Origin of the sequence: Pseudomonas sp. 22490 (assembly GCF_052044465.1) — a bacterium.
GTDB classification, from domain to species: Bacteria; Pseudomonadota; Gammaproteobacteria; order Pseudomonadales; family Pseudomonadaceae; genus Pseudomonas; species Pseudomonas aeruginosa.
Map to the genome: position 1 here is coordinate 19897 of NZ_JBQENS010000047.1, position 23608 is coordinate 43504.

A 23608-nucleotide genomic window follows, 5' to 3' on the forward strand; every position below is an offset into this window, starting at 1 on the left:
CGGTACGGCTATTCCTGGCGCAAGGCTCTGGCGAAAGAGGTCAGGATCGGGCGGCGACGAAGCGTCGTTCCAGTTCGAGGCTGTCGGCCATGCGGAAATCGCTCCAGCGCTCGCTCAGGCCGAGATGGCTGTCCGCCTGGCAATCCGGGGCACTGGCGCAACGGCGGGTGAAGGTGTTGACCACCTCGACCATCTCCTCGCGCTCGGCGCCGACCAGCAGCGCCGCGTGCGCCAGCACCACCGGCCGGCCGGCGCCGTTGCGCCGCCAGCGTTGCGCGGTCCCGGCGAGCTTGCGCCCATCCAGGGTGACATTGTAGCGGCCGTCGCAGAAGGAACCGGCCACGGCGCCCACGCCGGCGTCCAGGCCGCGCTCGCGGAGCCAGTCGCAGATCGGCTGGCACAGCCGCAGGTAGGCGGTTTCGATACGGGTCTGCTCGTTGTCGCCGGGCCCCAGCGCATAGGACAGGGCGATGTTCAGCACGCCCGGCGATTGCGGCACCGGCTCGCCGCCGGTATCGCGCAGCAGCACCGGCCAGCCGCGTTCGGCGACCGCTGCGCTGGCCGGCGCGAATCCTTCCAGGCGCTCCATCCGGCGCGGCATGACCAGCGCCCGATCGCAGGGCTGCCAGAGCAACAGGCCATGCTCGCGGGCACCGCCACACACCTCGTCGAGCAGGGCGCGCTCGGCGTCCAGCCCATCCTGCACGGAAAACACTTCGACCACGATTCTTCCTCTTCCAGGCTGGCACGGCTCGGCTCCCACGCGGGGAGCGCTGCCTATGATAGCCAGTAGCGGCGCCTCCGTGCGCCGTAATCGCGAGGAAGTTGCCGGGAAATCAGCAGGTTGCCGAGCGCAGGCGGGCCGGGCGGCGCTGCCAGAACTCGGCCAGAAGGACCCCGGCCAGGGTCAGCGCGCCGCCGACCAGGTGATGGACGGTCAGGCGCTCGCCGAGCACCAGGGTGGCGATGCAGGCGGTGATGATCGGCAGCAGGTTGAAGAACAGCGCCATCCGGCTCGGCCCGAGACGGGCGACACCGTGCATCCAGGCCAGCGCGGCGACGATCGAGGCGAACAGCGCGGCGTACAGCACCAGCGGCAGGTTGGCGGCGTTCAGGCCGGTGCGCGGCGACAGCAGGTACAGCGGCAGCAGGGCGAGGATCGCCACCAGCACCTGCAGGTAGAGCAGTTGCATGGCCGGCAGCTTCAGGCTCCATTTCTTCAGCAGCACGCTGTACACCGCATAGGCCAGGGTGGCGACGATCATCATCGCGTCGCCGAGGTTCACTCCATGCTCCAGCAAAGCGCCGAGATGGCCCTGGGAAATCACCAGCACCACGCCGGCCAGCGACACCAGCGCGCCGAGCAGCGCCCCGGCGTTCAGCCGGTGGGCCAGGATGCTGCTGGCCAGGCCCAGCGACATCAGGGGCATCAGCGACAGGATGATGCCCATGTTGGTGGCGCTGGTCAGCGCCGCCGCGTAGTAGGCCAGGCTCTGGTAGACGGCCATGCCGAGCAGGCCGAGGACCACGAACTTGCCGAGGTTGGCGAGGATGTAGCGGCGGTTGCGCAGCACCGGGCCAAGCATGAAAGGCGTCAGCGCCAGGCCGACCAACAGCCAGCGGAAGAAACCGATCTCGGCGGGCTGGATGATCCCCACGGCGAGCTTGCTGACGACGGTGTTGCCGGCCCAGATGAACACGGCCAGCAGGGGAAACAGGTATTGCATGGGAGGTTCCGCACTATGAAAAAGGAATACAGGGGCATTCTGAGCCAGTCCGAATACAGACGTATAATGAATTCCAGACAAACCACCCGTAGGTTCGGACATGTCGACCACCACCCTGCTGCGCCTTCCCGATCTCCAGGGGCAGTCTTTCGACGTCTATTTCCGCTATGACGAGTTCGGCGCCGACACCCACTCGCCGCCGCACACCCACGCCTGGGGCCAGCTCAACTATGCAGCCCATGGCGTGATGCAGCTGGAGATCGACGGCCAGCGCTTCCTCTCGCCTCCGCAATACGCGGTATGGATACCACCGGAGCGGGTGCACAGCTGCTACAACAGCCAGGCCATCGTCTACCGCTCGCTGTACCTCTCCACCGAGCTGTCACGACGCCTGCCGGCGACACCCTGCACCCTGGCGATCAGCGCGATCCTCAAGGCGATCCTCTCGGACTTCGCCGAGCGCGGGGTCAACCTGCCGACCTCGGCGCAGGACCTGCGCCTGGCCCGGGTCGTCATGGACCAGCTGGAATGCGCCCAGCCCCACGACGACTACCTGCCCTACGGCCGTACCCCGGCGCTGCGCGAGGTGCTCGACGCACTGCAGGCCGAGCCGGGCGACAACCGCTCGCTGGCGCAATGGGCGCAGCAGGTGCACAGCACCGAGCGAACCCTGGCCCGACACTGCCAGCGCGAACTGGGCATGACCTTCGGCGAATGGCGCCAACGCCTGCGCTTCCTCGCGGCCATCGAGGCGCTGGAAGCCGGCAGGGGGATCCAGCAGATCGCCTTCGACCTCGGCTACAGCAGCCCCTCGGCGTTCATCTCGATGTTCCGCCGGCTGGCCGGCACCACGCCGGAACAATACCGCCTGGCCAGCCGCGCCCAGGACATGCCGATGCTGTAACCCGCCGTGCATGCGTTGCGGCTATGCTCGCAGCAGCCGCCATCCGGAGTTCGCATGCCAACCGCCAGCCGCCATCCCGACACTGCCCTCGCGGTGTTCCTCGCCTTTCTCAAGCTGGGCTGCAGCGCCTTCGGCGGGCCCATCGCCCACCTCGGCTATTTCCGCGACGAGTTCGTCCGCCGCCGCGGCTGGCTGAGCGAAAGCAGCTACGCCGACCTGGTCGCCCTCTGCCAGTTCCTCCCCGGCCCCGCCAGCAGCCAGGTCGGCATGGCCCTCGGCCTGGCCCGCTGCGGCTACCCCGGCGCCCTCGCCGCCTGGCTCGGTTTCACCCTGCCCTCGGCGCTGCTGCTGGTACTCTTCGCTCTCGGCCTGGGACGCTGGGGCACGCTGTTGCCCGAGGGCGTGCTGCATGGCCTGAAGATCGCCGCGGTGGCGGTGGTGGCCCAGGCGGTCTGGGGCATGGGCCGCAGCCTGTGTCCGGATCGCCCGCGCCTGGCGCTGATGGCGCTGTCCTGCGCGAGCGTGCTGGCCTGGCCCACTGCCTGGGCCCAGGTCGCGGTGATCGCCGGTGCCGGCCTGGCCGGCCTCGCCCTGTTGAAAACGGAAGCCGGGGAAGGCCACGAGCGGCTGCCGATCGCCATTGGCTACCGCGGCGCGCTGCTGCTCCTCGCCCTGTTCGCCGTGCTGCTGGTCTGCCTGCCGCTGGCCGCACGCCTCTGGCCGGAACACTGGCTGCGCCTGCTCGATGCGTTCTACCGGGCCGGCTCGCTGGTGTTCGGCGGCGGCCATGTGGTGCTGCCGCTGCTACAGGCGGAAGTGGTGCCCAACGGCTGGGTCGACGGCGATACCTTCCTCGCCGGCTACGCGGCCGCCCAGGCGGTGCCGGGCCCGCTCTTCACCTTCGCCGCGTTCCTCGGCGCAGCCTCGGGCCCGGCGCCGAACGGCTGGAGCGGCGCGCTGCTGTGCCTGCTGGCGATCTTCCTGCCGTCGTTCCTGCTGGTCGCCGGTGCCTTGCCATTCTGGGAACGCCTGCGCCACGAACAGCGGGTACGGGCAACGCTGGCCGGGGTCAACGCGGCGGTGGTCGGCCTGCTGCTGGCGGCGCTGTACCAGCCGCTCTGGACCGAAGGCATCCTGCGCCCCGCCGACTTCGCCCTGCTGCTCTTCGCCCTGCTGGCCCTGCTCGCCTGGAAGACGCCGCCCTGGCAAGTGGTGCTCGCCTGCGCCGTGGCCAGCGGCCTGATCGCCGCAGCCGGCTAGCCGTTCAAGGCCAGGCTCAGCCCCTGCGCCGCCGGCGCGGCCGCCTTGCCCGGCTCCGCGCCCTCCGGCCGGTAGCCGAGGCGCAGGCCGCCCCAGTGCTTGCCGTGGATGAAGATCGGCACCGAAAGATCGTGCATCAGCTCGCCGGTGTCACGGGTGTAGGTCTGTAGCAACAGCGGCTGCTGGTGGCTGCCGCAGCGAATCCCGGTGCGGTCGTTGAACAGGCGCTTGCTGCGGCTGCGCAACGCGTCCGTCTGCGGGTCGCCGCTGGGCGGATGGGCGAAGGCGCGATTGTGGGTGGGCACGTAGCCTTCGGGGGTACAGGCGATGGCGAACACCAGGTTGCGGTTGCGCTCCAGCAACTGCTCCTGGATGCCCGGCAGGACCTGGTCGGTGTAGCTGTCGAAGCGGGTCCGGTACTTGGTCGGCTGGGTATTGGGCAACGGCTGGTAGCTGCGGTCGAACAGGTCGTCGAGGTCGATGCGCCCGCTGCGCACGTCCTCCTCGAAGCGAGCGGCGATAGCCGCCGCGCCCTCCCGGGCGAGGTCGTAGACCGACTGGTGGTAGGCGTCCAGGCTGACCTCGGCGAGGCGCTCGCTGATCACCTCGGCCTGGTTCTCCAACTGGCTGGCAGCTTCGCCGAGGCGCAGGGTCTGTTCCTCGCTGGCGCTGAGGTCGCCGCGCACCTGCTCGACCGCGGCGAACAGGCTGGCGAGTTGGCTGCGGTTGATCTCGGCGCCCTGGGCGATCTCGGTAATCTGGCTTTCCACCCCGGCCGCCAGTTCGGCAATGCCTTCCAGTTGCCGACCGGTCAGCTCGACCTGGCCGACCCCTTCCCCCAACTCTTCGGAAAGCTGGCGGATCTGCTCGACCACCTCGCTGGTCTGGCGCTGGATCTCGGCGACCATCTGGCCGACTTCCTCGGTGGCCTCGGCGGTACGTCCGGCCAGGCCGCGCACCTCTTCGGCAACCACCGCGAAGCCGCGCCCATGCTCGCCGGCGCGGGCCGCCTCGATGGCCGCGTTGAGGGCCAGCAGGTTGGTCTGGCTGGCGATGCCCTGGATCACCAGGGTGACCCGCTGGATGTCCTCGCTGCGCTGGTTCAGCGCCTCGATCGCCTCGCGGCTGGCGCCCATCCGCTCGCTGAGCCGATGCATGCGCTCGATGGTCGAGGCCAGCAGCACCTGGCCTTCGTCGCTGCCGGCGCGCGCCCGGGTGGCGGCGTCCATGGCCTGGCGCGCCAGATTGGAGGTGGCGCGCTCGGTGTGGATCATCACTTCGGCGCTGCCGACGATCTGTTCGGCGGCGTCGAGCTGGGATTGCAGCTTCTCCGCCAGGCGCTTCACCGAGAACGCCACGCCGGCGGCCGACAAGGCGTTCTGGCTGGTGTTATGGGACAGGTCGCGAGCCAGCCGGGCGATGTCGGGCTCGCCGACGGTCGCCACCGCCGTGCGGTTGCCGGGAAGCAGCCAGGGCAACCAGAGCAGCACCACGCCGAGCGGCAGGGCCAGGTACAGCGGCAGCCAGCCATGCCGGGCGCCGACCAGCAGGAGAACCAGGGCCAGGCTCTGCAACAGGCAGACGAAGAGGATGCGGGAACGAGCGGGCTGCATGAGTAAATCTCCGGCCTCCGGGGCGTTGCGTCATGACCCTGGGGTCGGACGGGCGACGGCGGGGCTTCTTTATTTGACTTGTAGTCCGGTTTGTAGCCCGCCCCCGGAAGCGCCGCCATCGTTCCTTAGTGGTATGGCCAATGGCTGGCATTCGACTAGCGCAGGCCGCGACGAAAGGCGGAGAACACCCCGGACGCGTCGGCCAGGCCTTGATCCATGGGGGCTTCGCCGCATTTCCAGGGGTCGCTCGAAGAACTTCCGTCCTGCCGTCCGTCGGCCGACACCGTATGACAAGCCCGGAGCCCACGTTATAATTCCGCGCCCATTTACAGCCGGTAGCGGTCGACTAGACTCCCAACCGGCGCTGGCCGGACCCCGCTTCCGCCCAGCCTGGTCGCTATCGGGCCCGCTCTTTTTGGACTCAGGACCACCCGTGACGAAAGACGAATTGCGTGCCGCGCTGGCGCGCGAGGAACAGCGTTACAAGGACGTGTACGGCGGCGAAGTGACGCTTTATGCCGCCCAGCCGGAACCCGACCGCAAGCCCTGGCGCAAGCGCCCAACCGTTCAGGATCAGGCGTTCGACAGAGAACTGCAGAAGATCGAAGAAGAGCGTCTCAAGGCCGGGCAGGAAGCAGCGAACCCCATTCCATTTACCTCCAACCGACAGGAGAGCGACGGATAACGAAGCGTTTCAATCTGTTTCGTTTTTCCCGCAAAGCCCGATGCGACGGGGCGTTGCCCGCGACAATGGCAACCTTCCGGAGTTCCAGACGGATAAAAACGCATCTGGCATAATCGCCGCCCCGTCTCTGACCGGTTTCTCACATGTTCGATCTTTTCAGCGGGCTCGATGCCTGGGTGGGTATCAGCCTGGTGCTGGCCCTGGCCTTCGTCCTCACCTTCGAGTTCATCAACGGCTTCCACGACACTGCCAACGCGGTGGCCACCGTCATCTACACCAAAGCGATGTCCCCCTACCGGGCGGTGATGCTCTCCGGTGTGTTCAACTTCCTCGGCGTGCTGCTCGGCGGTGTCGGCGTGGCCTACGCCATCGTTCACCTGCTGCCGGTGGAGCTGCTGATCAACGTGAACACCGGCCATGGCCTGGCGATGGTCTTCTCCCTGCTCGCCGCCGCCATCGCCTGGAACCTCGGCACCTGGTACTTCGGCATCCCGGCCTCCAGCTCGCACACCCTGATCGGCTCGATCCTCGGTGTCGGCCTGGCCAATGCGCTGATCACCGACGTGCCGCTGGCCGAAGGGATCAACTGGCAGAAGGCGATCGACATCGGCCTGTCGCTGATCTTCTCGCCGCTGGCCGGCTTCATGGTCGCCGCGCTGGTCCTGCTCGGACTGAAGTGGTGGCGTCCGCTGTCGAAGATGCACAAGACCCCAGAAACCCGTCGCGAACTCGACGAGAAGAAGCACCCGCCGTTCTGGAACCGCCTGGTGCTGGTGCTTTCCGCCATGGCGGTAAGCTTCGTCCATGGCTCCAACGACGGCCAGAAGGGTATCGGCCTGATCATGCTGGTACTGATCGGCATCGTCCCGGCCAAGTTCGTCCTCGACCTGAACAGCACCACCTACCAGATCGAGCGCACCCGCGACGCCGCCCTGCACCTCAGTCAGTTCTACCAGCGCCACACCGATACCCTCGGCGACATGCTGGCCCTGGGCAAGAGCAATGGCAGCGAGATGCCGCAGTTCTATCGCTGCGATCCGAAACAGACCGAGCCGACCATCCACGCGTTGCTCCGCGACCTACAGGGCGTGCCCAGCTATAACGACCTGGACGCCGACGAGCGCGTGCAGGTGCGTCGCTACCTGCTGTGCCTGGACGACACCGCGAAGAAGGTCGGCAAGCTGTCCGACCTGCCGGCGCGGGAGAAGGCCGACCTCGAGAAGCTACGCAAGGACCTGACCGCGACCACCGAATACGCGCCGTTCTGGGTCATCATCGCGGTGGCCCTGGCTCTCGGCATCGGCACCATGGTCGGCTGGAAGCGCGTAGTGCTCACCGTCGGCGAGAAGATCGGCAAGCAGGGCATGACCTACGCCCAGGGCATGAGCGCGCAGATCACCGCCGCCGCCGCCATCGGCATGGCCAACATCTACAGCCTGCCGGTGTCCACCACCCATGTACTGTCCTCCGGCGTGGCCGGGACCATGGTGGCGAACAAGAGCGGCCTGCACGGCGGCACTGTGCGCAACATCCTGATGGCCTGGGTGCTCACCCTGCCGACTTCGATGGCGCTGTCCGCCGGCCTGTTCTGGCTGGCCTCGCAATTCATCTGAGCCGCCTCGCCGGTTGAAAAAAACGCCTGCTTGTCCGCAGGCGTTTTTTTTGCCGCGCTCCCACCGACGTCATCCGCCCGCCTCGGCGGGCAGCGCCGCCAGCGGCAAGCGAACCACGAACAACGCGCCCTCCCCCTGGTTGGCCGCCGTCAGGCTACCGCCCATGTTGCGCACCAGATCGTGGCTGACCGAGAGACCCAGGCCGGTACCCTTGCCCTCCACCTTGGTGGTGAAGAAGGGTTCGAATATCCGCTCCAGCAGGAGCGGTTCGATCCCGCCGCCGTTGTCGTGCACGTGCAATTCGACCCAGCCCGGTTCGCGGCAGGCCACCTGCTCCAGGCGAATGCGCCGGCTGGCCAGGCCAAGATTGCCGAGCAGGGCATCGCGGGCGTTGGCGAGCAGGTTGATGATCACCTGTTCCAGCTGGTCCGCCTGCCCTCGTACCACCATCCGCTGCGTCGGCGCCGGGCACTCCACCTCGATGGCGTGCTGACGCAGCCCCTCGCCGAGCAGCCCCAGGGCGCCTTCGAAGGCGGTATAGGGGTCGAACGGCAGCGCCTCCAGCGCCGACTTGCGGCTGAACACGCCGAGGTGGCTGACCAGGCGGTCGACGCGCAGGACCTGGGCATCCATGCGCTCCAGTTTCTCGCCCAGGTAGTCGCCGTCGAGGCCGACGCTGTTCATCCGCTGGCGCATGTTGAAGAGGGTCATGCGCAGCACGTGCAGCGGCTGCTTCACCTCGTGGGCGAGGCCGCTGACCATCTCCCCCAGGCTGGCCATCTTGGCGCCTTGCGCCAGTTGCTGCTGGGCCCGACGCACCGGCGTGTTGTCGCGTCCCACCGCCTGTACCTCGCACAATTCGCCCCGGGCGTCGAACAACGGTCGCTCGGCCCACACCAGCCAGAGAAAACGTTGCCCCGGCAGGTTGAAGCGCAGTTCCGGCACCTCGCTGGCGCCCTCCCGCGGCGAACCCAGCAGACGCGCGCGCAAGGCGCTGGCGTCTTCCGCCGCCAGCCACTCGTCGAGTCGGCGACCGACCAGGCGCTCCGGGCTGGTCGCGAGGCTATCGGCGAAGGTCCGGTTCACGTAGGTCAGCACCAGGTCGGCGGTATAGCGACAGATCAGCGCCGGCGAATCCTCCACCAGGACCCGGTAGCGTTCCTCGCTCTCGGCGATACGCTGTGCCGCCAGGTGCTGCTCGGTCACGTCCAGCCACAGGCCCACCGCCTCGCTGGGCAGGCCCTGGGCATCGCGCAGCAGCTTGGCTTCGTCGTAGAGCCAGTGCCAGTTGCCCTGGCCATCGGCGAGGCGATAGCGGGTCTTCACCCGGCCCTCGCGAAGCAACTCGCGGCCGCGGGCGAAAAAGGCCTCCAGATCATCCGGATGCACCCGCTCGGCGAGCGCCTGCCAACTCTGTCCCTGCAGGTCGAGGCCGAGCAGGTTGCTCGCGCTTTCGCTGTAGAACTCCGGCACCAGGTGCCCCTGCTCGACCCGCTGGACATAGATCACCACCGGCGCACTGTCGATCAGGCTGCGCAACCGCGCGTGGGCCGCCTGTGCCCGTTCCTCCTGGCGCCGGCCTTCGCTGATGTCGAGCAGCACGCCGGACAGCCCCAGGGCACTGCCGCGTCCCAGCGGCCGGCCCTCGATGCGCAGCCAGCGGCGCTCGCCGCGGCTATCCGGCTGACGCAGGCAAAGGTCCTGGGCCAGCGCCTGGCCGCTGCGCAGGCTGGCACGCAGGCGCAGGCCGAACTCGTCGGCATCCGCCGGTTGCAGCAGGCCCTGCAGGTGTTCCAACGGCACCCGACGATACTCGCCGGTCAACCCCAGGCTGTCGTGCAAGGCCGGCGCCAGTTCGAAGAGTTCCTGCTCCGCCCAGTAACGCCACCAGCCGCCGCCGATCATCTCCTGCAACAGCCCCAGCTTGCGCGAACTGTCGTGCTGCTCGTGGAGTTCGCAGCGGTCCGCCACCTGGTTCGCCAGCAGTTCCGCGAGGTATTGCCAGTCCTGCGGCGCGGGCCCCTGGGCGAGCTGCTCCAGCGACATCGGCCGCACCAGCAATGCCCCCAGGCGGCCACCGCGCATCGCCGCCGGCACCAGGTAGAGCGCGTCCTCGCCGATCTGCCGGAGCAGCGTCGAGGCGCCTTCGCCACGGCGTAGCAAGCGCGCGCCCGCCCCTTCGCGCAGGTCGTCGTCGGCGAGTTGCAGGGTCGGTCGCAGCAAACTGTCGCTGCCAGGCCGCACATGACTGGCGAAGACCGTGCAGAAACCCTTGCCGTCGCCCAGCAGCAGGGCGATAGCCTGCATCTGGAACGCGCCGGAGAGCGATTCGAGAATCTCCTGGACCGCCTCCGCCAGGTGTCCGTGGGAGACATGGCGCAGACGCGAAAGGATCAGCTTGCCTAGGCTCAGGCTCTGCAACTGGTGCTGCTGGTTGTCGGACTGCCAGTTGAGGTCGGAGATGTCCATGCCCAGCAGCAGCGAGCGTCCCAGGCCGTCGAGCGGCTGCATCGGCTGGAAACGACAGGTCAATGGCGCGGCGGCATCGCTGCGCAGCGTCAGGTCGAGACGCTCGCCCCGGCGCAGGCCGGCCAGCGTCGGCGCACCGGGGGCGCGCCGCTCCAGATACTCGGCGAAAGGCCGCGGCTGTTCGCCAAGCCCATGGGCGCACTGCAGACGATACGCCTGCCGCCCGCCGACCCGGATCACGCGGTCCTGTTCGTCCATCTCGAAGCACAGGTCCCAACTCCTCAGCGAAGCGCTCCAGAGGGCGGGGCCTTCCTGCGAAAAGGGTTCCGGTCTCTCGGCCTCGGCGGACGACGAGCGGGAAAATTCGAACATGCGACTACCTCACAGCAACAGGTTGGCACTCGCCTTCAGCGTCTGCGGCAGGTTGGGAATCGCGCCGATGCCGGGGAAGCTCAGCACGGGGATGATCGCCTTGCCCGGATCGCCGTACGGGTACTGCACGCAGACCTCGATCCGCGACGTGGCGCTGACGTAGTCGGCGTACTGGCCATTACCGGCACAAGGCTGGAGGTTCGCTCGCCAGGCCGCCGGCATCCAGTCCAGGCGTGCGAGCAACTCGTCCCTGGCACGGGCTTCGGCGAGGCTCTCGTAGCCCGCATCGGAGGGATCGACAGCGATCGCCGCACGGGCCCCCACGGCAGCGGCATCGTTGAACGACTGCAACATGAGCAAAGGAATGCTGTAGCTGATCAGACCGTAGACCAGCGCGAAAAACAGCAGGAAGATCGCTGTGAATTCGATGGCGACGGCGCCGTGCTGGCGTCGCCGGGAAGCTTTTCCGAGCATGAGCTGACATCCCCGATCCGCATCCTTAATACTAGTCGTCATTCGCTCCGCCAACGTTACTGAAAAGGTATTAATCCAGATGTCGAAAAAAGGCTGAAGAACAGGATGGAGCAATTAGCACTGGCCTTGTGGGCAAGCTTTTGCGGATATCAGGACATCAAACGTTTGCGCGTCTCCAACTGGCTTATCCTGGGCGGATTTCTTATTTCCTTTGTTTATTTATATGTGAAAGAGTCAAGCCTGACCGGTGCTACGGTTAATATGGCAATGACCGCACTTTTTATAGGCGTCTGCCTCAGCCTTCCCGGCTACCTTCTCGGCAGGCTCGGCGCTGCCGACGTCAAGTATCTGGCCGCACTGGGGCTGGCCAGCGACCCACTTACGGTGCTCTATAGCCTGGCCTTCGGCTGCCTGCTGTGCATCGCGCTATTCATCCTCGTAAAGTTATTCAAACGTTCGGTAGAAAAGTCCGCAATGAATGAAGAAGTTCGCCTTCGAAGGGCACCGTCAAAAAACAAGTCATTCCCTTTTATATTCGCCATGAGCGCCGGCCTTTTGGCACATCTGATTATCAGTAAAATTATCTGAGTAAACTTGCGGAAGACCTCACTTAGCGACTATATGCTTATGGCTAATACCATTCGGTATGGCTGCATTCCAATGCACGTCCCCTGTTAAAAACAAAATAAGCAAATGGAGCGTATGACCATGGACAAACCGGCCTCGCGGCATTTCAGCGTCTTGATCATCGATGATGAACCCCAGGTGACCTCGGAACTCCGCGAACTGCTGGAAAACAGTGGCTACCGTTGCGTAACCAGCACCCACCGGGAGTCGGCGATCGCCAGCTTCCAGGCCGACCCGAACATCGGCCTGGTCATCTGCGACCTCTACCTGGGGCAGGACAACGGTATCCGCCTGATCGAGAGCCTCAAGGAAGTCGCCGGCAACGGCAGGTTCTTCGAATCGATCATCCTCACCGGTCACGATGGCCGCCAGGAAGTGATCGAGGCCATGCGGGTCGGCGCCGCCGACTACTACCAGAAACCGGTGGCGCCGCAGGAACTGCTGCATGGCCTCGAACGCCTGGAGAACCGCCTGCACGAGCGCGTCCGCAGCCAGTTGAGCCTGAGCCACGTCAACCAGCGCCTGGAATACCTCGCCGAATCGCTGAACTCGATCTACCGCGACATCCACAAGATCAAGTACGAGGTACACGGCAACAGCCAGCCGAGTGCCCTCAAGAGCGAAGACAGCCAGCCGTCCGCGCCGCCGGCGTCGGTCGCGGAAAGCCAGGTGTCCCCGAGCAATCCGCTGTTCGGCAAGCTGTCGCCCCGCCAGCAGGCGGTGGCGCGGCTGGTGAGCAAGGGCCTGACCAACTACCAGATCGCCTACGAACTGGGCATCACCGAGAACACGGTGAAGCTGTACGTCTCCCAGGTGCTGCGCCTGATGCATATGCACAACCGCACACAGCTGGCGCTGGCCCTGTCGCCTGCGGCGATGCAGCAGGGCAGCGGAGCGGTGGTGCACTGACAGGCGCGATGGCCCGGCGGACCTGCTAGATCAGCAGTTCCGCCCTGCCGACATCGACCTTCAGAATCTCCGCGTCGATGTATCCAAGTTGTACCCCCAGCAAGGGCAGGACCAGATTCAGGATCGGCGTCAGCAGCCCATCGACCAGAGGTGCCACCACGGAATTCACGATGAGGTCGGTGAGCGCCGTCGAGCCGCACAGCAAAGGCAAGCACAGTCCGAGCACCACGGGATTGACGTTGATGCTGGTTTTCAGGGTACTGGCGAGAAAGCCGCTTTCCGGCAACCTGCGGCTCTGGACGAGATCGGAACCGTCGGCTTTCACGTTGAATCGCGTATCGCCCGAGCTGCCGGCGATCGAGGTATCGAGCTTGAGATCCAATCGCACCAAGCCGCCAAGCACCAGAATCGAGCCGACCTGATCGATGTTGGCCGGACTGCCGATCTTTATCGTCGCTCCGCTGCTTCTCCAGCCGAAGTCCAACGCGGTATCCGGGCGGGTACAGGCCATGCTTTTCAGCCAGACGGCTCCCGACGCGCCTTCGATGGCCAGTTGCAGTTTCGTGGTGGCGAGAATGGACAGGAACCCGGAATCGATGTCCGCCGTAAGTCGTACCTGGGACTGGCGCACCTCCGTGCGCCAGGCACCGCTCTCATCCTGCCCTGGCGGCCCGGAGACGATCCTCTTCGGCTCTACGACCGTGAGCCGTGCATTGGCCAATCCAGGGATACCCAGGTTCACGGCGACCGCGGAATTCTTGTTGGCGACCTGGGCAACCGCCATGATGAGATCCAGCGCATTGATCGCCGTATCCAGCTGCGACATGCTGTTCACCTCGCCGGCGCTCAGCCCCAGCAAGTCTCCCAGTTTCAACGTGGCCGACTTTACCCCCACCAATTGCGCTCTCAGGACCTCGACCGAGGCTACGCCGTTCTTCGCCAGGACGTTCACGCTGGCGGCGAGTACCTGCTGCAAGCCGACGTTGGTATTCAACAACTGTTCGATGGTCCCCAGGCTGGTATCGACCCCGATCAAGCCCATTCCATCCGCGCCGAGAATGTCCAGCACACTGAGCTTCGCGTCGGCGATACCGTTGTAGGCCGCCGCCGAGAGATCGATGTGGGTGCCCAGCAATCCGCTCAGGATGGGGTTGAGCAACGCCGATTGGCCACTGTTCACGCTCGCCAGCCCCGTGCCTGCGGAAATCGTGGCGTTCGGCAGGCGTCGCGCCACGGCCTCTGCGCGGAGATCGACGTTGGCATTGCCGCCGCCGAACAGTCCCCCGAGGTTGGCGACCAGGCTGCCGGGAACGCTCTTGGTCACCTCGACATGCACCGCCTCGTTGGCGGCAGCCGCGTTCGACGCGCTGGCTATGAAACTGCGCAGGCCGCCGGCACTCAGCACGCCGCCGACCTCCGCCGACAGGCTGGAGCCGGCGGCGTCCGCATCGAACCCGTTGAGCATCGCGCTGGCCTTGGCGAAAGACGTCGCCTGGGCAGAACTCTGGTCGCCGCACAAGGCTCCCTGGGAGGCACTCTCCAGCGCCGCCACGTCCGCCACTCGCTGCAGGTTGCGCTGCTCCAGGTAGAGCCGCCCGGTATCCACCACCAGCAACAGGCAGATCAAGGCCAGCAGCAGGGTGGTCGCCGCCAGGATGCCGATCGCCCCGCGCTGTCTTGCAGGCCATCCGTTCATGCCCTGCCCCTCCGCCAGGAACCGTCAGTTCTTGCTCTCGCCGAAGCCGCGATCTTCCAGCAGGTACTCGGGAATCTCGTGCTCATAGCTTTTCAGGTAGCGCTGGTAGGCACGCTGGCGCTCGGCGGCGGTCGCGCTTTGCCGAACCGGGCTGGCGGCCCGGCCGGTCGCCTGGATGGCCAGCCAGGCGCGGGTGGCGGTCTGCGGTTCGGCCGTCGCTGGCGCGGCAGGACGGACCGCCGGCGTGTCCGCGGCCCAGGCCGGGCCGGACAGGAGCAGCAAGACGCCGAACAGGATTCGCTCGTGCATGGTTCACCTCTCCGGCGCCGGCTCAGGGCGCCTCGTTGGCCATCGCGGTATGCATATTCGCCTCCGCCGGCAGTTCCGCCAGCGGGTCGTCGCTTGCCGGCGCCGCGTCAGGTGTCGGTACGGCACCCCAGCTGCGCGCCCGCGCCTCGGCCGCGCGGATGTCCCGGGCATCCAGCTGCAAACGCTCGATCAGGCGCTGCGCATCTTCCCGGTCGCCTTGCAGGTACAGCAGGCCGAGCAGGTTGGTCGCCGGCAGCTTGCCACCCTGCTGCAACTCCAGCGCAGTGATGAATTCGAAGCGCGCGCCGACACGGTCGCCGCGCTTGAGCAGGGCGACCCCCAGGTCGTTGCGGAAGCGGCTCTCGGTCGGCCGCAGGCGCGCCGCCTCGCGCAGCTCGAGGACCGCCCGGGCGCTGTCGCCATTGCGCAGGGCGAGCAGGCCGAGGCCGTGGTGCGCCTCGGCTGCCTTGCAGGTTTCCAGCAGCGCCTGGTACTCGGCCCTGGCCCGCGGGTCGCCGATCCGGCGCAGGATCAGCGCCCTTTCCTCGCGCACGTCGAGCAACCCCGGCGGCATGCTTTCCAGGTTGGCCAGGGCCGCATGCAGGCGGCCCTCGCGGATCATGTCGCGGACCATGTTCATCTGCAGTTCCTGCTCCTGGCCGAGCTGCTGCGAACACTCCCGTGGGCCGTCCCGCCCCGGCAGCGCGGCGCAACCGCCGAGCAGGGCGGCGCACAGGCCAATGCCGATCAGTGCTTTCATCCCAGTCCTCCCAAGGCCTTGGTGATCGCGATGACACCCGGACCGGCGAGGACGATCAGCAGCGCCGGGAACAGCAGCACCATCATCACCAGGCTCATCTTCGCCGACAGCTTGCCGATGCGTTCCTGCAAGGTGGTCAGGCGCCGGTCTTCGAACAGTTGCTTGAGCGTCAGCAGGGTGCTGCGCGCACTGCCGCCCTGACGCAACATCTGCCGTAGCACGCCGCAGCAGTCGTTCAGCGGGTCCACCTGCAGGCGCCGGGCAAGCGCCTCCAGCTCTTCCGCCAGGTCGATGCCGTTGTCGGCACGGGTCAGCGCCAGGTCCAGCTCGCGGGCCAGTTGCGGGGTGATCCCGCGGCCTTCCAGGCAGACCACGCGCAGCGTCTGCTCCACGGTCAGGCCGGCGTCGAAGAGGATGCGGATCAGTTGCACGAACAGGATCATCTCGTCGGCGATCAGCGCCCGGCGCGCCTTGGCGAAGTGCTTGAGCACCTGCTTGGGCAGGAGGAAACCGATGCCGGCGGCGAACAGCAGCGGCACCGCGTAGGACGCCTCGCTCTCGGCGCGCAGCAGCTTGACCAGCAAGACCAGGAGAACGAACAGCAGCGGCGTGAGGAACACCGAGATCAGGTACAGGGTCCGGTAGCGACTCTCGTGCCAGCCGGCCTGTTGCAGCAACTGGCGGGCCTCGCTGTCCATCAGTTGCAGGCGCCGCACCCAGAAGCTGTCGTCCATCCGCTCGGTCATGCCGGCCAGCCACCTGGTCGAGCCGCCAGGGTTGGCCAGCGCTCCCAGGCGCCTCTCGATCAGGCGCTGCTCGCGGCTGCCGTTGCGCGCCTGGAGCAACAGCAACAAGGCACCGCCGACCGCCATCAGGAGCGCCGCGAAAATCAGCCACTGTGCCTGCATGGCCACCTCCTAGACGCTCTTGAGCATGCGCCACAGCGCATAGCAGCCGAGCAGTTGCAGCCCGAGCGAGGCCAGCAGCAGGAAACGCCCGGTGCCGTCGGCCCACATGTTCAGCAGATAGCCCGGGTTGCTCGCCAGGATGTAGCCGCCCAGGGCGCTCGGCACGCCGGCCAGGACATAGGCGCTGATCCGTGTCTCGCCGGTCATCGCGTGCAACTGCCGGCTGAGCTTCTCGCGCTCGTGGATGAGCTTGACGATGCTGTCCAGCAGGTCGCTGGTATTGCCGCCATAACGGTGGTTGACCGAGACGCCTAGGGCGAGGATGCGCAGCTCCTCAACCTCGTAGAGTTCGGCGACTTCCTGCAACGCCTCCGGCAGGTGGATGCCGAGAAGCACGTGGTTGCGCGCCAGGGTGAAGATGTCGCGCAGCGGCTCCTCGGCATTCTCCACTGCCTGCATCAGCGCGTCGCCCAGCGTGCGCCCGGCGTGCAGGCTGCGCACCACCTGGTCGAGGAAACGCGGCATCTGCCGGATCATTCGCTTCAGGCGGCGCTGGTAGAGCATGCCCAGGGCGACGCGGCAGGACAGCGCCGCCAGTAGCAGGCCGCCTAGCGCGCCGATGGTGCCGAACAGGCCCAATCCGCTCCAGACCAGCAGCAGCGCGAGCACTGCCGCCCCGAACAACCACGGGCGCGGGCGCTGGATACCGGCGCGACGCATCTGGCGAGCCAGCCAGTGACTGCTGCGCGGCCGCACCGCGACCGCCTCCTGGCGTCCCAGCAGCCGTTCAACCACCAGTTCGTTGCGCCCGGCGCGCCAGCCCATGAACGCCAGGGCCAGCGCGGCGAAAGCTAGCACGCCGCTGAACAGCACCAGCAGTTGCGCGCCGTTCACAGCAGCGCCTGGCGGAATTTCTGCCCGACCGGCGCGGCCTGGCGGACGAACTGCCCGCTACCGCGCCGGTCGAGACTGAACAGGGTATTGGTGACGTACACGCCGTCGCGCACCTCCAGCACCTCCAGCACTTCGCTGATGCAACGCCGACCGCTGGCCAGGCGGGTGATCTGCACCACCACGTCCAGCGCGGCGCAGATCATCAGGCGCAAGGTCTGCTCCGGCAGCCTGTTGCCGGTCAGGCCGACCAGCATCTCCATGCGCAGCAGCGAATCCATCGCCGAGTTGGCGTGCACCGTGCTCATCGAGCCGTCGTGGCCGGTGTTCATCGCCTGCAGCACGTCGAGTACCTCGACGCCGCGGATCTCGCCGAGGATGATCCGGTCCGGGCGCATCCGCAGGGCGTTGCGGATCAGGTCGCGGGCGGTCACCTCGCCGTAGCCCTCGGCGTTCGGCGGACGGGTCTCCAGGCGCACCACGTGGTCGTGGCCGAGTTGCAGCTCGGCGGTGTCCTCGATGGTGACGATCCGCTCGCGTTCGTCGATGAAGCCGCTGATGACGTTGAGCAAGGTGGTCTTGCCGGTGCCGGTGCCGCCACTGATGAGGATGTTGCAGCGGCGCGAGACCGCCTGGCGGAGGAACTCGAGCAAGGCTTCGTCGACGCTCTGGTAGGCCAGCAGGTCGGCACTGCGCAGCAGCTCCTGGCTGAACTTGCGGATCGAGATGCACGGCCCGTCCAGCGCCACCGGGGGAATGATCGCGTTGACCCGGCTGCCGTCCGGCAGGCGCGCGTCGACCATCGGGCTGGACTCGTCCAGGCGTCGGCCGAGGGGCGCGAGGATACGCTGGATCACCCGCAGCACATGGTGGTCGTCGATGAAGCGCAGGTCGCTCTGGTAGAGCCGCCCTTCCCGCTCGACGAACACCCGGCCCGGCCCGTTGACGAGGATTTCCGAGACGCCGGGATCGCGCAGGAGGATCTCCAGCGGGCCGAAGCCGGTGAGTTCGTCGACCACCTCTTCGGCCAGGCGGTCCAGTTCGTAGCGGGAGATCGCCAGTTGATGGCGCGAGCCGTATTCGCAGACCTTTTCCGAGACGTACTGGACCACGGCGGAGCGCGCGCCCTCCAGCAGGTTCATGCCGTCTTCGTCGATCTCGTCGATGATGTAGCGGTGCAGGCGCAGCTTCAGCGCCTGGATGTCCTGCTCCTGGCGGGAGTGGAAGGCACCGCCGTCAGGACGCGCGCCGAATCCCGTGCTCATAGCAGCGCCGCCTTGGCCCGGCCGAGCCAGGACAGCAGCGAACGGCGCTCGCCGCGTGTCACGCACAGGCTGTCCGCCAGTTGCCGCAGCTTGGCCGCCAATGGGTCGCGCGGCGCCACCTCGAACAGGCTCTTGCCGAGGTTCTTCGCGCGCAGGCGCGATTCCGGGGACAACGGCAGGACACCGAACAGATCGAGGTCGAACATCCGGCTTAGGGCCTGCTGGTCCGGCGCCACATTGGGCAGGTAGCGCTCGATCAGCAACTCGATGGAGGGCAACGGCAGGTTGCGCTCGCGCAGGCGGCGCAGGCGCTCCAGGCCCTTCTTGCAGGACGGCACGCTCTGGTCGACCATCCACAGCACGCGGTTGGCCTGCACCAGCAGCTGGTTGCTCAGCTCGCCCTCGGGCAGCCCGGTGAGGTTGACCACCACATGGCTGAACGCCCCGCGCAGGTTGCCCAGCAACAGATAGAGTTCGGCGGTGGTGACTCGCTCCAGCACGCCGGGCTCGTCGGTCAGGCTGAGTATCCGCAGGCCGCTGTCGAGGCGGGTGAAGGCGCTGTCGATCAGGGTCTGGTCGAGGCGCCGCAGGTTGCGCAAGGCATCGCTGAAGGTGAAGGCCGAGTCCAGGCCGAGGATCGCCAGCGCCTCGCCGGTGGGCTGGCCGACGTCCAGCAGCAGGACCTGGTTCGGCGTCTGCTCCTGCAACGCCTTGGCCAGGTGCAAGGCGACGAAGGCGCCGTCGGCGTCCGGTCGGGCGCTGACCAGGGTCAGCAGCTCGCCCTGGCGCGCCGCGCTCACCGGCACGCTGGGCAGGCGTCCGCCGAGGCGCCGGATCAGCCCGGTCAGCTCGCTGGCGCGGGCGCCGTAGGTGATGAAGTCGCGCGCGCCGGCGCGCATCGCCGCCAGCACCAACTGGTTGTCCAGGCCGTCGCCGATGGCCACCACCGAGAGCATCGGCCGCGCCGATACCAATCCCTCGACCAGCGCGCCCTGGGACACCAGGTTGCTTTTGCCGAGGCTGATGAACAGCACCCCGGCGGCGGTGACGTCGAGCAGCGCCAGCAGCTCCTCCAGGCTGGCGCTGCCTGCCGGAACCACCTGGCCGGCGGACGCCAGGCTGTTCTGCAACCAGTCGAGTTCGCCGGGATGCTGGGTCAGCGCCACGAAGTTCTGGTTCATGCGCGCCTCCTAATCCGACAGACCGGTGTCGTTCTGCTGGCCGTCGTACTCGCCGCGCTCGAGGAAGTACAGGCGCGAGAACCCCGGATCGTAGTGCCGCAGGCCCTCGCCGGGCAGGTCCGGCAACTGTGCGTCGGCGGCCAGCGGCTGGACCAGGTGCGGGGTGACGATCATCAGCAGCTCGCGGTCGTCCTTGTCCAGCTTGGTCGAGCGGAAGAACGCACCGAGGATCGGGATGTCGCCCAGCCAGGGAAACTTGTCGACGTTGCTCACCGAGTTGCTGCTGGTCAGCCCGCTGATCACGAAGCTCTCGCCGTCGGCCAGCATCACGCTGGTGTCGGTGCGCCGGACGCGCAGTGCCGGCACCGCCACCCCGCCGCTCTGGATGCCGGCGCTGTAGTCCAGTTCGCTGACCTCCGGCGCCACCTTGAGAGCGATGCGGCGGTTGTTCATCACCGTCGGGGTGAGGGTCAGGCGGATGCCGAACTCCTTGTATTCGATGGTGACGTTGTCGTTGGTGCCGTTCGGCACCGGGATCGGAAACTCGCCGCCGGCGAGGAACGACGCGCTCTGCCCGCTCATCGCCACCAGGCTCGGGCGCGCCAGGGTATAGGCGAAGCCGCTGCCCTCCAGGGCATTCATGAAGCTCAACCACTTGCCGCCGCCGAAGATCAGGTTGAATCCCGAGCTGCCGGTGCCGAAGGTGCCGCCCAGGCCGCTGCCGTCGGCATTGACCTTGATGTCGCCGAGGCTGCCCGGCGCACCGAGCACCCAGAGGTTGCCGCCGCGGCGGACGAACGAGGTGCTGGCCTGCTTCAGCTTGCTGCGGCTGACCTCGACGAAGCGGATATCGGTCTGCACCTGGTTCGGCAGCTCCTCTGCGGCGCCGACGGTGAACGCTGGAGCACCGCGGGTATCGACGCTACCGCGTCCCTCGACCTCCACCAGGCTGCGCAACGGCTCGGGACTGCAGCCGGTCCAGATCAGCAGGCTGGTGGAGCCCTGTTCCTTACCGGTGACCAGGAAGCCGCGACGATCCAGCAACTGTACGTCGGCGATCTTCGGATCGCCGATGGCCAGCCGTTCGATCGGCACCGCCAGGCGCAGGTCACGCTGTTGTCCCTGGACGACGTCGACCCGCGGCGCCTGCGCCAGCAACTCGATGCAGCCCTGCGGCAAAGCCAGTGCCGGCAGCGCCAACGCCACCCCCAGCAGCCCTCCCAGCCAGCGCGACACGCCTATCCCGGTGCTCCGATGCATATGCCGGCTCCCCTCAAGGCACTTCATGGGTCATGGCGCTGCCACGGTAGACCGTGACCCCGTTGGCCACCGGCACGCGCGGAGCCGCGCTGCGCACGCTCGGCGCCGTCGGTTTGCGGCGCTCCAGCAGTTGGTCGAGACTCAGCGCCGCGCTCGGCGCGCCCAGCGACGCTTGCAGCAGCGCGCCTTCCTGCTCCCTGCGGTAGAGTTCTTCGTCCTTGCTGCGGATGGCCAGGCGCAGCGAACCGGCCTGGCTCGCCAGCATCAGCCGCGCCACGCCGTCCTCCGGTACCGCCAGCACCGCGGTACGCGGCGGACGCGGGTCCTTTTCCTGGTTCGAGCGGTCCTGTCCATCGCTGCCCACGGCGATCCGCTCGCCGTAGGTCAGTACCCGGACGCCGGGCAACACCAGTTGCGCCAGCGGGGTCGATTCGCCGTCCCGCTCGTCACGCACGAAGAGCATCACGTCGACATAGTCGCCGGGCAGGACGAAGCCGCCGCCGCCGACCACTTCGTCCACAGCGATCGCCATCGCCCGCTCGTCCGGACGGATGGTCCGGGCCAGCGGACCGCCGGGTTCGAGGGCCGCGGCGGAAAGAATGCTGCCGGCCGGCACCGCGACCCAGACCCGCTTGCCGAGCAACGCCTCGGGCCTGTCGTAGCTACCGACCGGTGCGGTCCGCAACAGCTCGACGCTCAGGTCGTCCTTGCCGATCACCGCCAGCGCCGGGAGATCGCGACTGGCCACCAGCACCGGCTTGCGTTCGAGCTTTTCCAGCGAAGCGTCCACCGTCGCCGAAGCCGGCGCCACGGATGGAGCGTGCGCGTTCGATGGCGCGCGGCCGATGGATACGCCGAGGTATCCGAGCAACACCGCACCGAGCAGCAGCAGGCCGGCCAGGGCCATCAGCACCTTGCTATTCATGGGCAGACCCCTGCTATGCGTCCGGACAGGTCGATGAACGGAAAATCACCGGCGATCGCCGATGAACGAAAAAGAAAAAGTGGCGTCTTGCTGTCCGTGTCATGGCCATACTCCGGGACTGGCTTTCCATGGCAGGTACATTGGGTTATCGACTGGAGACAGTCGTTATTCAAGAACCAAAGTTCATAACTTCGACCATGCGGCGATAGGCCTGAATCTAGACTTGGAATAATCAATGTCAATTTGTCATTAGATGTAGTCCAAGCCTTGTAACTCGCCATATAACCTTGCGACTAATCCACTCCTACTAATGCCATTTAGTTGTTGCAAAACGCCATCATCGGCCTAGCCTCAGCGTGGAGGCAGGGCTCTGTCTCGGTGATTGCCGCGTTCGAGGAGCAAACAAGAATGAAGAACCTGACTCTGCTCGTGTATTGCAAACTTCGCGCATTCCTGGCGGACGAAGAAGGGGCAAATGCCATCGAATACGCGGTTATCGCAGGTTTGATCGCGGTGGCTCTGATTGCCGTATTGAGTCCCACGGACAGTGGTATCGTCGGCGGGCTGAAAGCCTTCTTCGACGGAGTCGGCGAAAAAGTCGGCGGGCTGGCTCCGACAGCGAACTGACGCGAGCGCTTTCCCGGTCGCTTCCCATAGTGGCGCCATTTTCATGACGCCACTATTTTGCCTTTGTAATGGCACTGTGCTACAAAGCCTGCCGTTCAGGCGCTGGATCATGGCTTTCCCCCGCAAGCTCCCTACCTGGTGGCCTGGGCTCCCCGCCCTTCTTGAGGCTTTTGCCAGGACGCATCGCTCATGCTTCGCTCGCTGTCGTTTGCCAAGAAAATCCTTCTCGCCGCCGCGCTGGTGGTAGTTTTCGCCTTCAGCTGCTTCATCCTCTACAACGATTACCGACAGCGCGAGGCCGTGCGCACGGACACGGAAAACTACCTCGGGGAAATCGGCACCCTGACCGCCAGCAACATCCAGAGCTGGCTGGAAGGCCGCATGCACCTGGTGGAAGGCCTGGCCTCGCAACTGGCGCTGCTCGACCAGCCCGACGAGGCGAATATCGCAAGGCAACTGGAACAGCCCGTCTTCAGCCGCAATTTCGCGTCGGTCTATCTTGGCGAGGCGGCCAGCGGCACCTTCACCATGCGCCCCTACGACGCCATGCCGGAAGGTTACGACCCACGTACCCGCGCCTGGTACAAGGACGCGCTGGCGGCCGACCGGCTGATCGTCACCGAACCTTTCGTCGATGCCGGCACCGGCGAGCAGATCCTCGCCATGTCGCTGCCGGTGCGGCACGCCGGTCAACTGCTGGGCGTCGCCGCCGGCGACATGAAGCTGGAGACCCTGACCGCGATCCTCAATTCCCTGAAGTTCGACGGTGCCGGCTACGCCTTCCTGGTCAGCGACGCCGGCAAGATCCTCCTCCACCCCGACTCCGGGCTGGTCCTGAAGACCCTCGCCGAAGCCTATCCCAAAGGCGCACCGAACATCGTCCCCGGGGTCCACGAGGTGGAACTCGACGGTCGCAGCCAGTTCGTTTCCTTCACCCCGGTGAAGGGACTGCCCGGCGTGACCTGGTACGTCGCCCTGGTCCTCGACCGCGACACCGCCTATTCGATGCTCAGCGAATTCCGCACTTCGGCGATCGTCGCCACGCTAATCGCGGTGGTCGGCATCATGCTTCTCCTCGGCATGCTGATCCGCGTACTGATGCAACCGCTCACCGACATGGGCCGCGCCATGCA

Annotated in this window: 21 protein-coding genes and 1 pseudogene; 8 read left to right on the top strand and 14 right to left on the bottom strand. The window is 66.7% G+C overall.

Features of this window, described 5'->3' with window-relative positions:
* Positions 1-40: 40 nt before the first annotated feature.
* Positions 41-724 carry a lipoate--protein ligase family protein gene (locus ACTJJX_RS32040; protein ID WP_003110110.1) on the bottom strand — a complete coding sequence of 228 codons (684 nt, stop codon included), beginning with the start codon at positions 722-724 and terminating at the stop codon, positions 41-43.
* Positions 725-836: 112 nt separating this feature from the next.
* Positions 837-1727, bottom strand: coding sequence for a DMT family transporter (locus ACTJJX_RS32045; protein WP_016852085.1), 891 nt, complete (start codon positions 1725-1727; stop codon positions 837-839).
* A 100-nt stretch (positions 1728-1827) separates the two neighbouring features.
* Between ACTJJX_RS32045 and ACTJJX_RS32050 the strand changes: the two genes are divergently transcribed.
* Together ACTJJX_RS32050 and chrA are read left to right on the top strand one after the other, a co-directional pair.
* On the top strand, positions 1828-2631 hold the full coding sequence (locus tag ACTJJX_RS32050; RefSeq protein ID WP_004364263.1) for an AraC family transcriptional regulator: 804 nt from the start codon (positions 1828-1830) through the stop codon (positions 2629-2631).
* A 54-nt stretch (positions 2632-2685) separates the two neighbouring features.
* A complete protein-coding gene (gene chrA / locus ACTJJX_RS32055) occupies positions 2686-3891 on the top strand; it encodes a chromate efflux transporter (RefSeq protein WP_016852086.1) in 1206 nt (401 codons plus the stop codon).
* On the opposite strand, the gene ACTJJX_RS32060 is transcribed toward chrA, so the two are convergent.
* On the bottom strand, positions 3888-5504 hold the full coding sequence (locus ACTJJX_RS32060) for a methyl-accepting chemotaxis protein (protein WP_004352964.1): 1617 nt from the start codon (positions 5502-5504) through the stop codon (positions 3888-3890). The genes chrA and ACTJJX_RS32060 overlap by 4 nt on opposite strands.
* Positions 5505-5937: 433 nt before the next feature.
* Here ACTJJX_RS32060 and ACTJJX_RS32065 point away from each other — a divergent pair, with 433 nt between their 5' ends.
* Complete coding sequence (locus ACTJJX_RS32065) at positions 5938-6189, top strand: hypothetical protein (protein ID WP_009315976.1); 252 nt, start codon at positions 5938-5940, stop codon at positions 6187-6189.
* A gap of 143 nt (positions 6190-6332) precedes the next feature.
* On the top strand, positions 6333-7802 hold the full coding sequence (locus ACTJJX_RS32070) for an inorganic phosphate transporter (protein ID WP_016562300.1): 1470 nt from the start codon (positions 6333-6335) through the stop codon (positions 7800-7802).
* 69 nt (positions 7803-7871) lie between these two features.
* Here the strand turns inward: ACTJJX_RS32070 and pprA are convergent, their stop codons facing one another.
* Both pprA and ACTJJX_RS32080 read right to left on the bottom strand, forming a co-directional pair.
* The gene (gene pprA, locus ACTJJX_RS32075) at positions 7872-10643 is read right to left on the bottom strand and encodes a two-component system sensor histidine kinase PprA (protein WP_016852087.1); all 2772 of its coding nucleotides are present in this window, start codon (positions 10641-10643) and stop codon (positions 7872-7874) included.
* 9 nt (positions 10644-10652) lie between these two features.
* Positions 10653-11159 (bottom strand): TadE/TadG family type IV pilus assembly protein, encoded by a 507-nt coding sequence (locus ACTJJX_RS32080; RefSeq protein ID WP_003120840.1) that lies wholly within the window; start codon positions 11157-11159, stop codon positions 10653-10655.
* 63 nt (positions 11160-11222) lie between these two features.
* On the opposite strand from ACTJJX_RS32080, the gene fppA reads away from it, so the two are divergent.
* The gene (fppA, locus tag ACTJJX_RS32085; RefSeq protein ID WP_016852088.1) at positions 11223-11705 is read left to right on the top strand and encodes a type 4b pilus Flp prepilin peptidase; all 483 of its coding nucleotides are present in this window, start codon (positions 11223-11225) and stop codon (positions 11703-11705) included.
* A 120-nt stretch (positions 11706-11825) separates the two neighbouring features.
* Positions 11826-12653, top strand: coding sequence for a two-component response regulator PprB (pprB, locus tag ACTJJX_RS32090; protein ID WP_003103959.1), 828 nt, complete (start codon positions 11826-11828; stop codon positions 12651-12653).
* A gap of 25 nt (positions 12654-12678) precedes the next feature.
* Here the strand turns inward: pprB and tadG are convergent, their stop codons facing one another.
* From tadG to rcpC, 9 genes are read right to left on the bottom strand one after another with little or no spacing between them, the layout of a single operon-like run.
* On the bottom strand, positions 12679-14349 hold the full coding sequence (gene tadG, locus ACTJJX_RS32095) for a type 4b pilus Flp biogenesis protein TadG (RefSeq protein WP_003455263.1): 1671 nt from the start codon (positions 14347-14349) through the stop codon (positions 12679-12681).
* 24 nt (positions 14350-14373) lie between these two features.
* Positions 14374-14658: a DUF3613 domain-containing protein gene (locus ACTJJX_RS32100; protein ID WP_016852089.1), complete on the bottom strand. Its 285-nt coding sequence runs from the start codon at positions 14656-14658 to the stop codon at positions 14374-14376.
* Between the two features lie 22 nt (positions 14659-14680).
* Positions 14681-15418, bottom strand: coding sequence for a type 4b pilus Flp biogenesis protein TadD (gene tadD, locus ACTJJX_RS32105; RefSeq protein WP_003103956.1), 738 nt, complete (start codon positions 15416-15418; stop codon positions 14681-14683).
* Positions 15415-16326, bottom strand: a complete 912-nt coding sequence (gene tadC, locus ACTJJX_RS32110; RefSeq protein ID WP_003103955.1) for a type 4b pilus Flp biogenesis protein TadC — start codon at positions 16324-16326, stop codon at positions 15415-15417. The genes tadD and tadC overlap by 4 nt, the downstream gene beginning before the upstream one ends.
* 9 nt (positions 16327-16335) lie before the next feature.
* Complete coding sequence (tadB, locus tag ACTJJX_RS32115) at positions 16336-17220, bottom strand: type 4b pilus Flp biogenesis protein TadB (protein ID WP_003114981.1); 885 nt, start codon at positions 17218-17220, stop codon at positions 16336-16338.
* Complete coding sequence (gene tadA / locus ACTJJX_RS32120) at positions 17217-18482, bottom strand: type 4b pilus Flp biogenesis ATPase TadA (RefSeq protein ID WP_003103953.1); 1266 nt, start codon at positions 18480-18482, stop codon at positions 17217-17219. Before tadA ends, tadB begins: the two co-directional genes overlap by 4 nt.
* The gene (gene tadZ / locus ACTJJX_RS32125; protein ID WP_003093855.1) at positions 18479-19663 is read right to left on the bottom strand and encodes a type 4b pilus Flp biogenesis protein TadZ; all 1185 of its coding nucleotides are present in this window, start codon (positions 19661-19663) and stop codon (positions 18479-18481) included. Before tadZ ends, tadA begins: the two co-directional genes overlap by 4 nt.
* Before the next feature lie 9 nt (positions 19664-19672).
* Entirely contained in the window at positions 19673-20923 is a 1251-nt protein-coding gene (gene rcpA / locus ACTJJX_RS32130; protein ID WP_003107384.1) for a type 4b pilus Flp secretin RcpA, read from the bottom strand.
* 13 nt (positions 20924-20936) lie between these two features.
* The gene (rcpC, locus tag ACTJJX_RS32135; RefSeq protein WP_004352958.1) at positions 20937-21848 is read right to left on the bottom strand and encodes a type 4b pilus Flp biogenesis protein RcpC; all 912 of its coding nucleotides are present in this window, start codon (positions 21846-21848) and stop codon (positions 20937-20939) included.
* 408 nt (positions 21849-22256) lie between these two features.
* On the opposite strand from rcpC, the gene flp reads away from it, so the two are divergent.
* Entirely contained in the window at positions 22257-22475 is a 219-nt protein-coding gene (flp, locus tag ACTJJX_RS32140; RefSeq protein ID WP_003107380.1) for a type 4b pilus Flp major pilin, read from the top strand.
* A 189-nt stretch (positions 22476-22664) separates the two neighbouring features.
* Positions 22665-23608: pseudogene (gene pctC / locus ACTJJX_RS32145) on the top strand (methyl-accepting chemotaxis protein PctC); the annotation flags it as partial.

Excerpts from the sequence above, each read along its gene's own strand:
- ACTJJX_RS32045 (WP_016852085.1), bottom strand. The coding sequence starts at position 1,727 with ATGCAATACCTGTTTCCCCTGCTGGCCGTGTTCATCTGGGCCGGCAAC.
- ACTJJX_RS32050 (WP_004364263.1), top strand. The coding sequence starts at position 1,828 with ATGTCGACCACCACCCTGCTGCGCCTTCCCGATCTCCAGGGGCAGTCT.
- chrA (WP_016852086.1), top strand. The coding sequence starts at position 2,686 with ATGCCAACCGCCAGCCGCCATCCCGACACTGCCCTCGCGGTGTTCCTC.
- ACTJJX_RS32060 (WP_004352964.1), bottom strand. The coding sequence starts at position 5,504 with ATGCAGCCCGCTCGTTCCCGCATCCTCTTCGTCTGCCTGTTGCAGAGC.
- ACTJJX_RS32070 (WP_016562300.1), top strand. The coding sequence starts at position 6,333 with ATGTTCGATCTTTTCAGCGGGCTCGATGCCTGGGTGGGTATCAGCCTG.
- pprA (WP_016852087.1), bottom strand. The coding sequence starts at position 10,643 with ATGTTCGAATTTTCCCGCTCGTCGTCCGCCGAGGCCGAGAGACCGGAA.
- ACTJJX_RS32080 (WP_003120840.1), bottom strand. The coding sequence starts at position 11,159 with ATGACGACTAGTATTAAGGATGCGGATCGGGGATGTCAGCTCATGCTC.
- fppA (WP_016852088.1), top strand. The coding sequence starts at position 11,223 with ATGGAGCAATTAGCACTGGCCTTGTGGGCAAGCTTTTGCGGATATCAG.
- pprB (WP_003103959.1), top strand. The coding sequence starts at position 11,826 with ATGGACAAACCGGCCTCGCGGCATTTCAGCGTCTTGATCATCGATGAT.
- tadG (WP_003455263.1), bottom strand. The coding sequence starts at position 14,349 with ATGAACGGATGGCCTGCAAGACAGCGCGGGGCGATCGGCATCCTGGCG.
- ACTJJX_RS32100 (WP_016852089.1), bottom strand. The coding sequence starts at position 14,658 with ATGCACGAGCGAATCCTGTTCGGCGTCTTGCTGCTCCTGTCCGGCCCG.
- tadD (WP_003103956.1), bottom strand. The coding sequence starts at position 15,418 with ATGAAAGCACTGATCGGCATTGGCCTGTGCGCCGCCCTGCTCGGCGGT.
- tadC (WP_003103955.1), bottom strand. The coding sequence starts at position 16,326 with ATGCAGGCACAGTGGCTGATTTTCGCGGCGCTCCTGATGGCGGTCGGC.
- tadA (WP_003103953.1), bottom strand. The coding sequence starts at position 18,482 with ATGAGCACGGGATTCGGCGCGCGTCCTGACGGCGGTGCCTTCCACTCC.
- tadZ (WP_003093855.1), bottom strand. The coding sequence starts at position 19,663 with ATGAACCAGAACTTCGTGGCGCTGACCCAGCATCCCGGCGAACTCGAC.
- rcpA (WP_003107384.1), bottom strand. The coding sequence starts at position 20,923 with ATGCATCGGAGCACCGGGATAGGCGTGTCGCGCTGGCTGGGAGGGCTG.
- rcpC (WP_004352958.1), bottom strand. The coding sequence starts at position 21,848 with ATGAATAGCAAGGTGCTGATGGCCCTGGCCGGCCTGCTGCTGCTCGGT.
- flp (WP_003107380.1), top strand. The coding sequence starts at position 22,257 with ATGAAGAACCTGACTCTGCTCGTGTATTGCAAACTTCGCGCATTCCTG.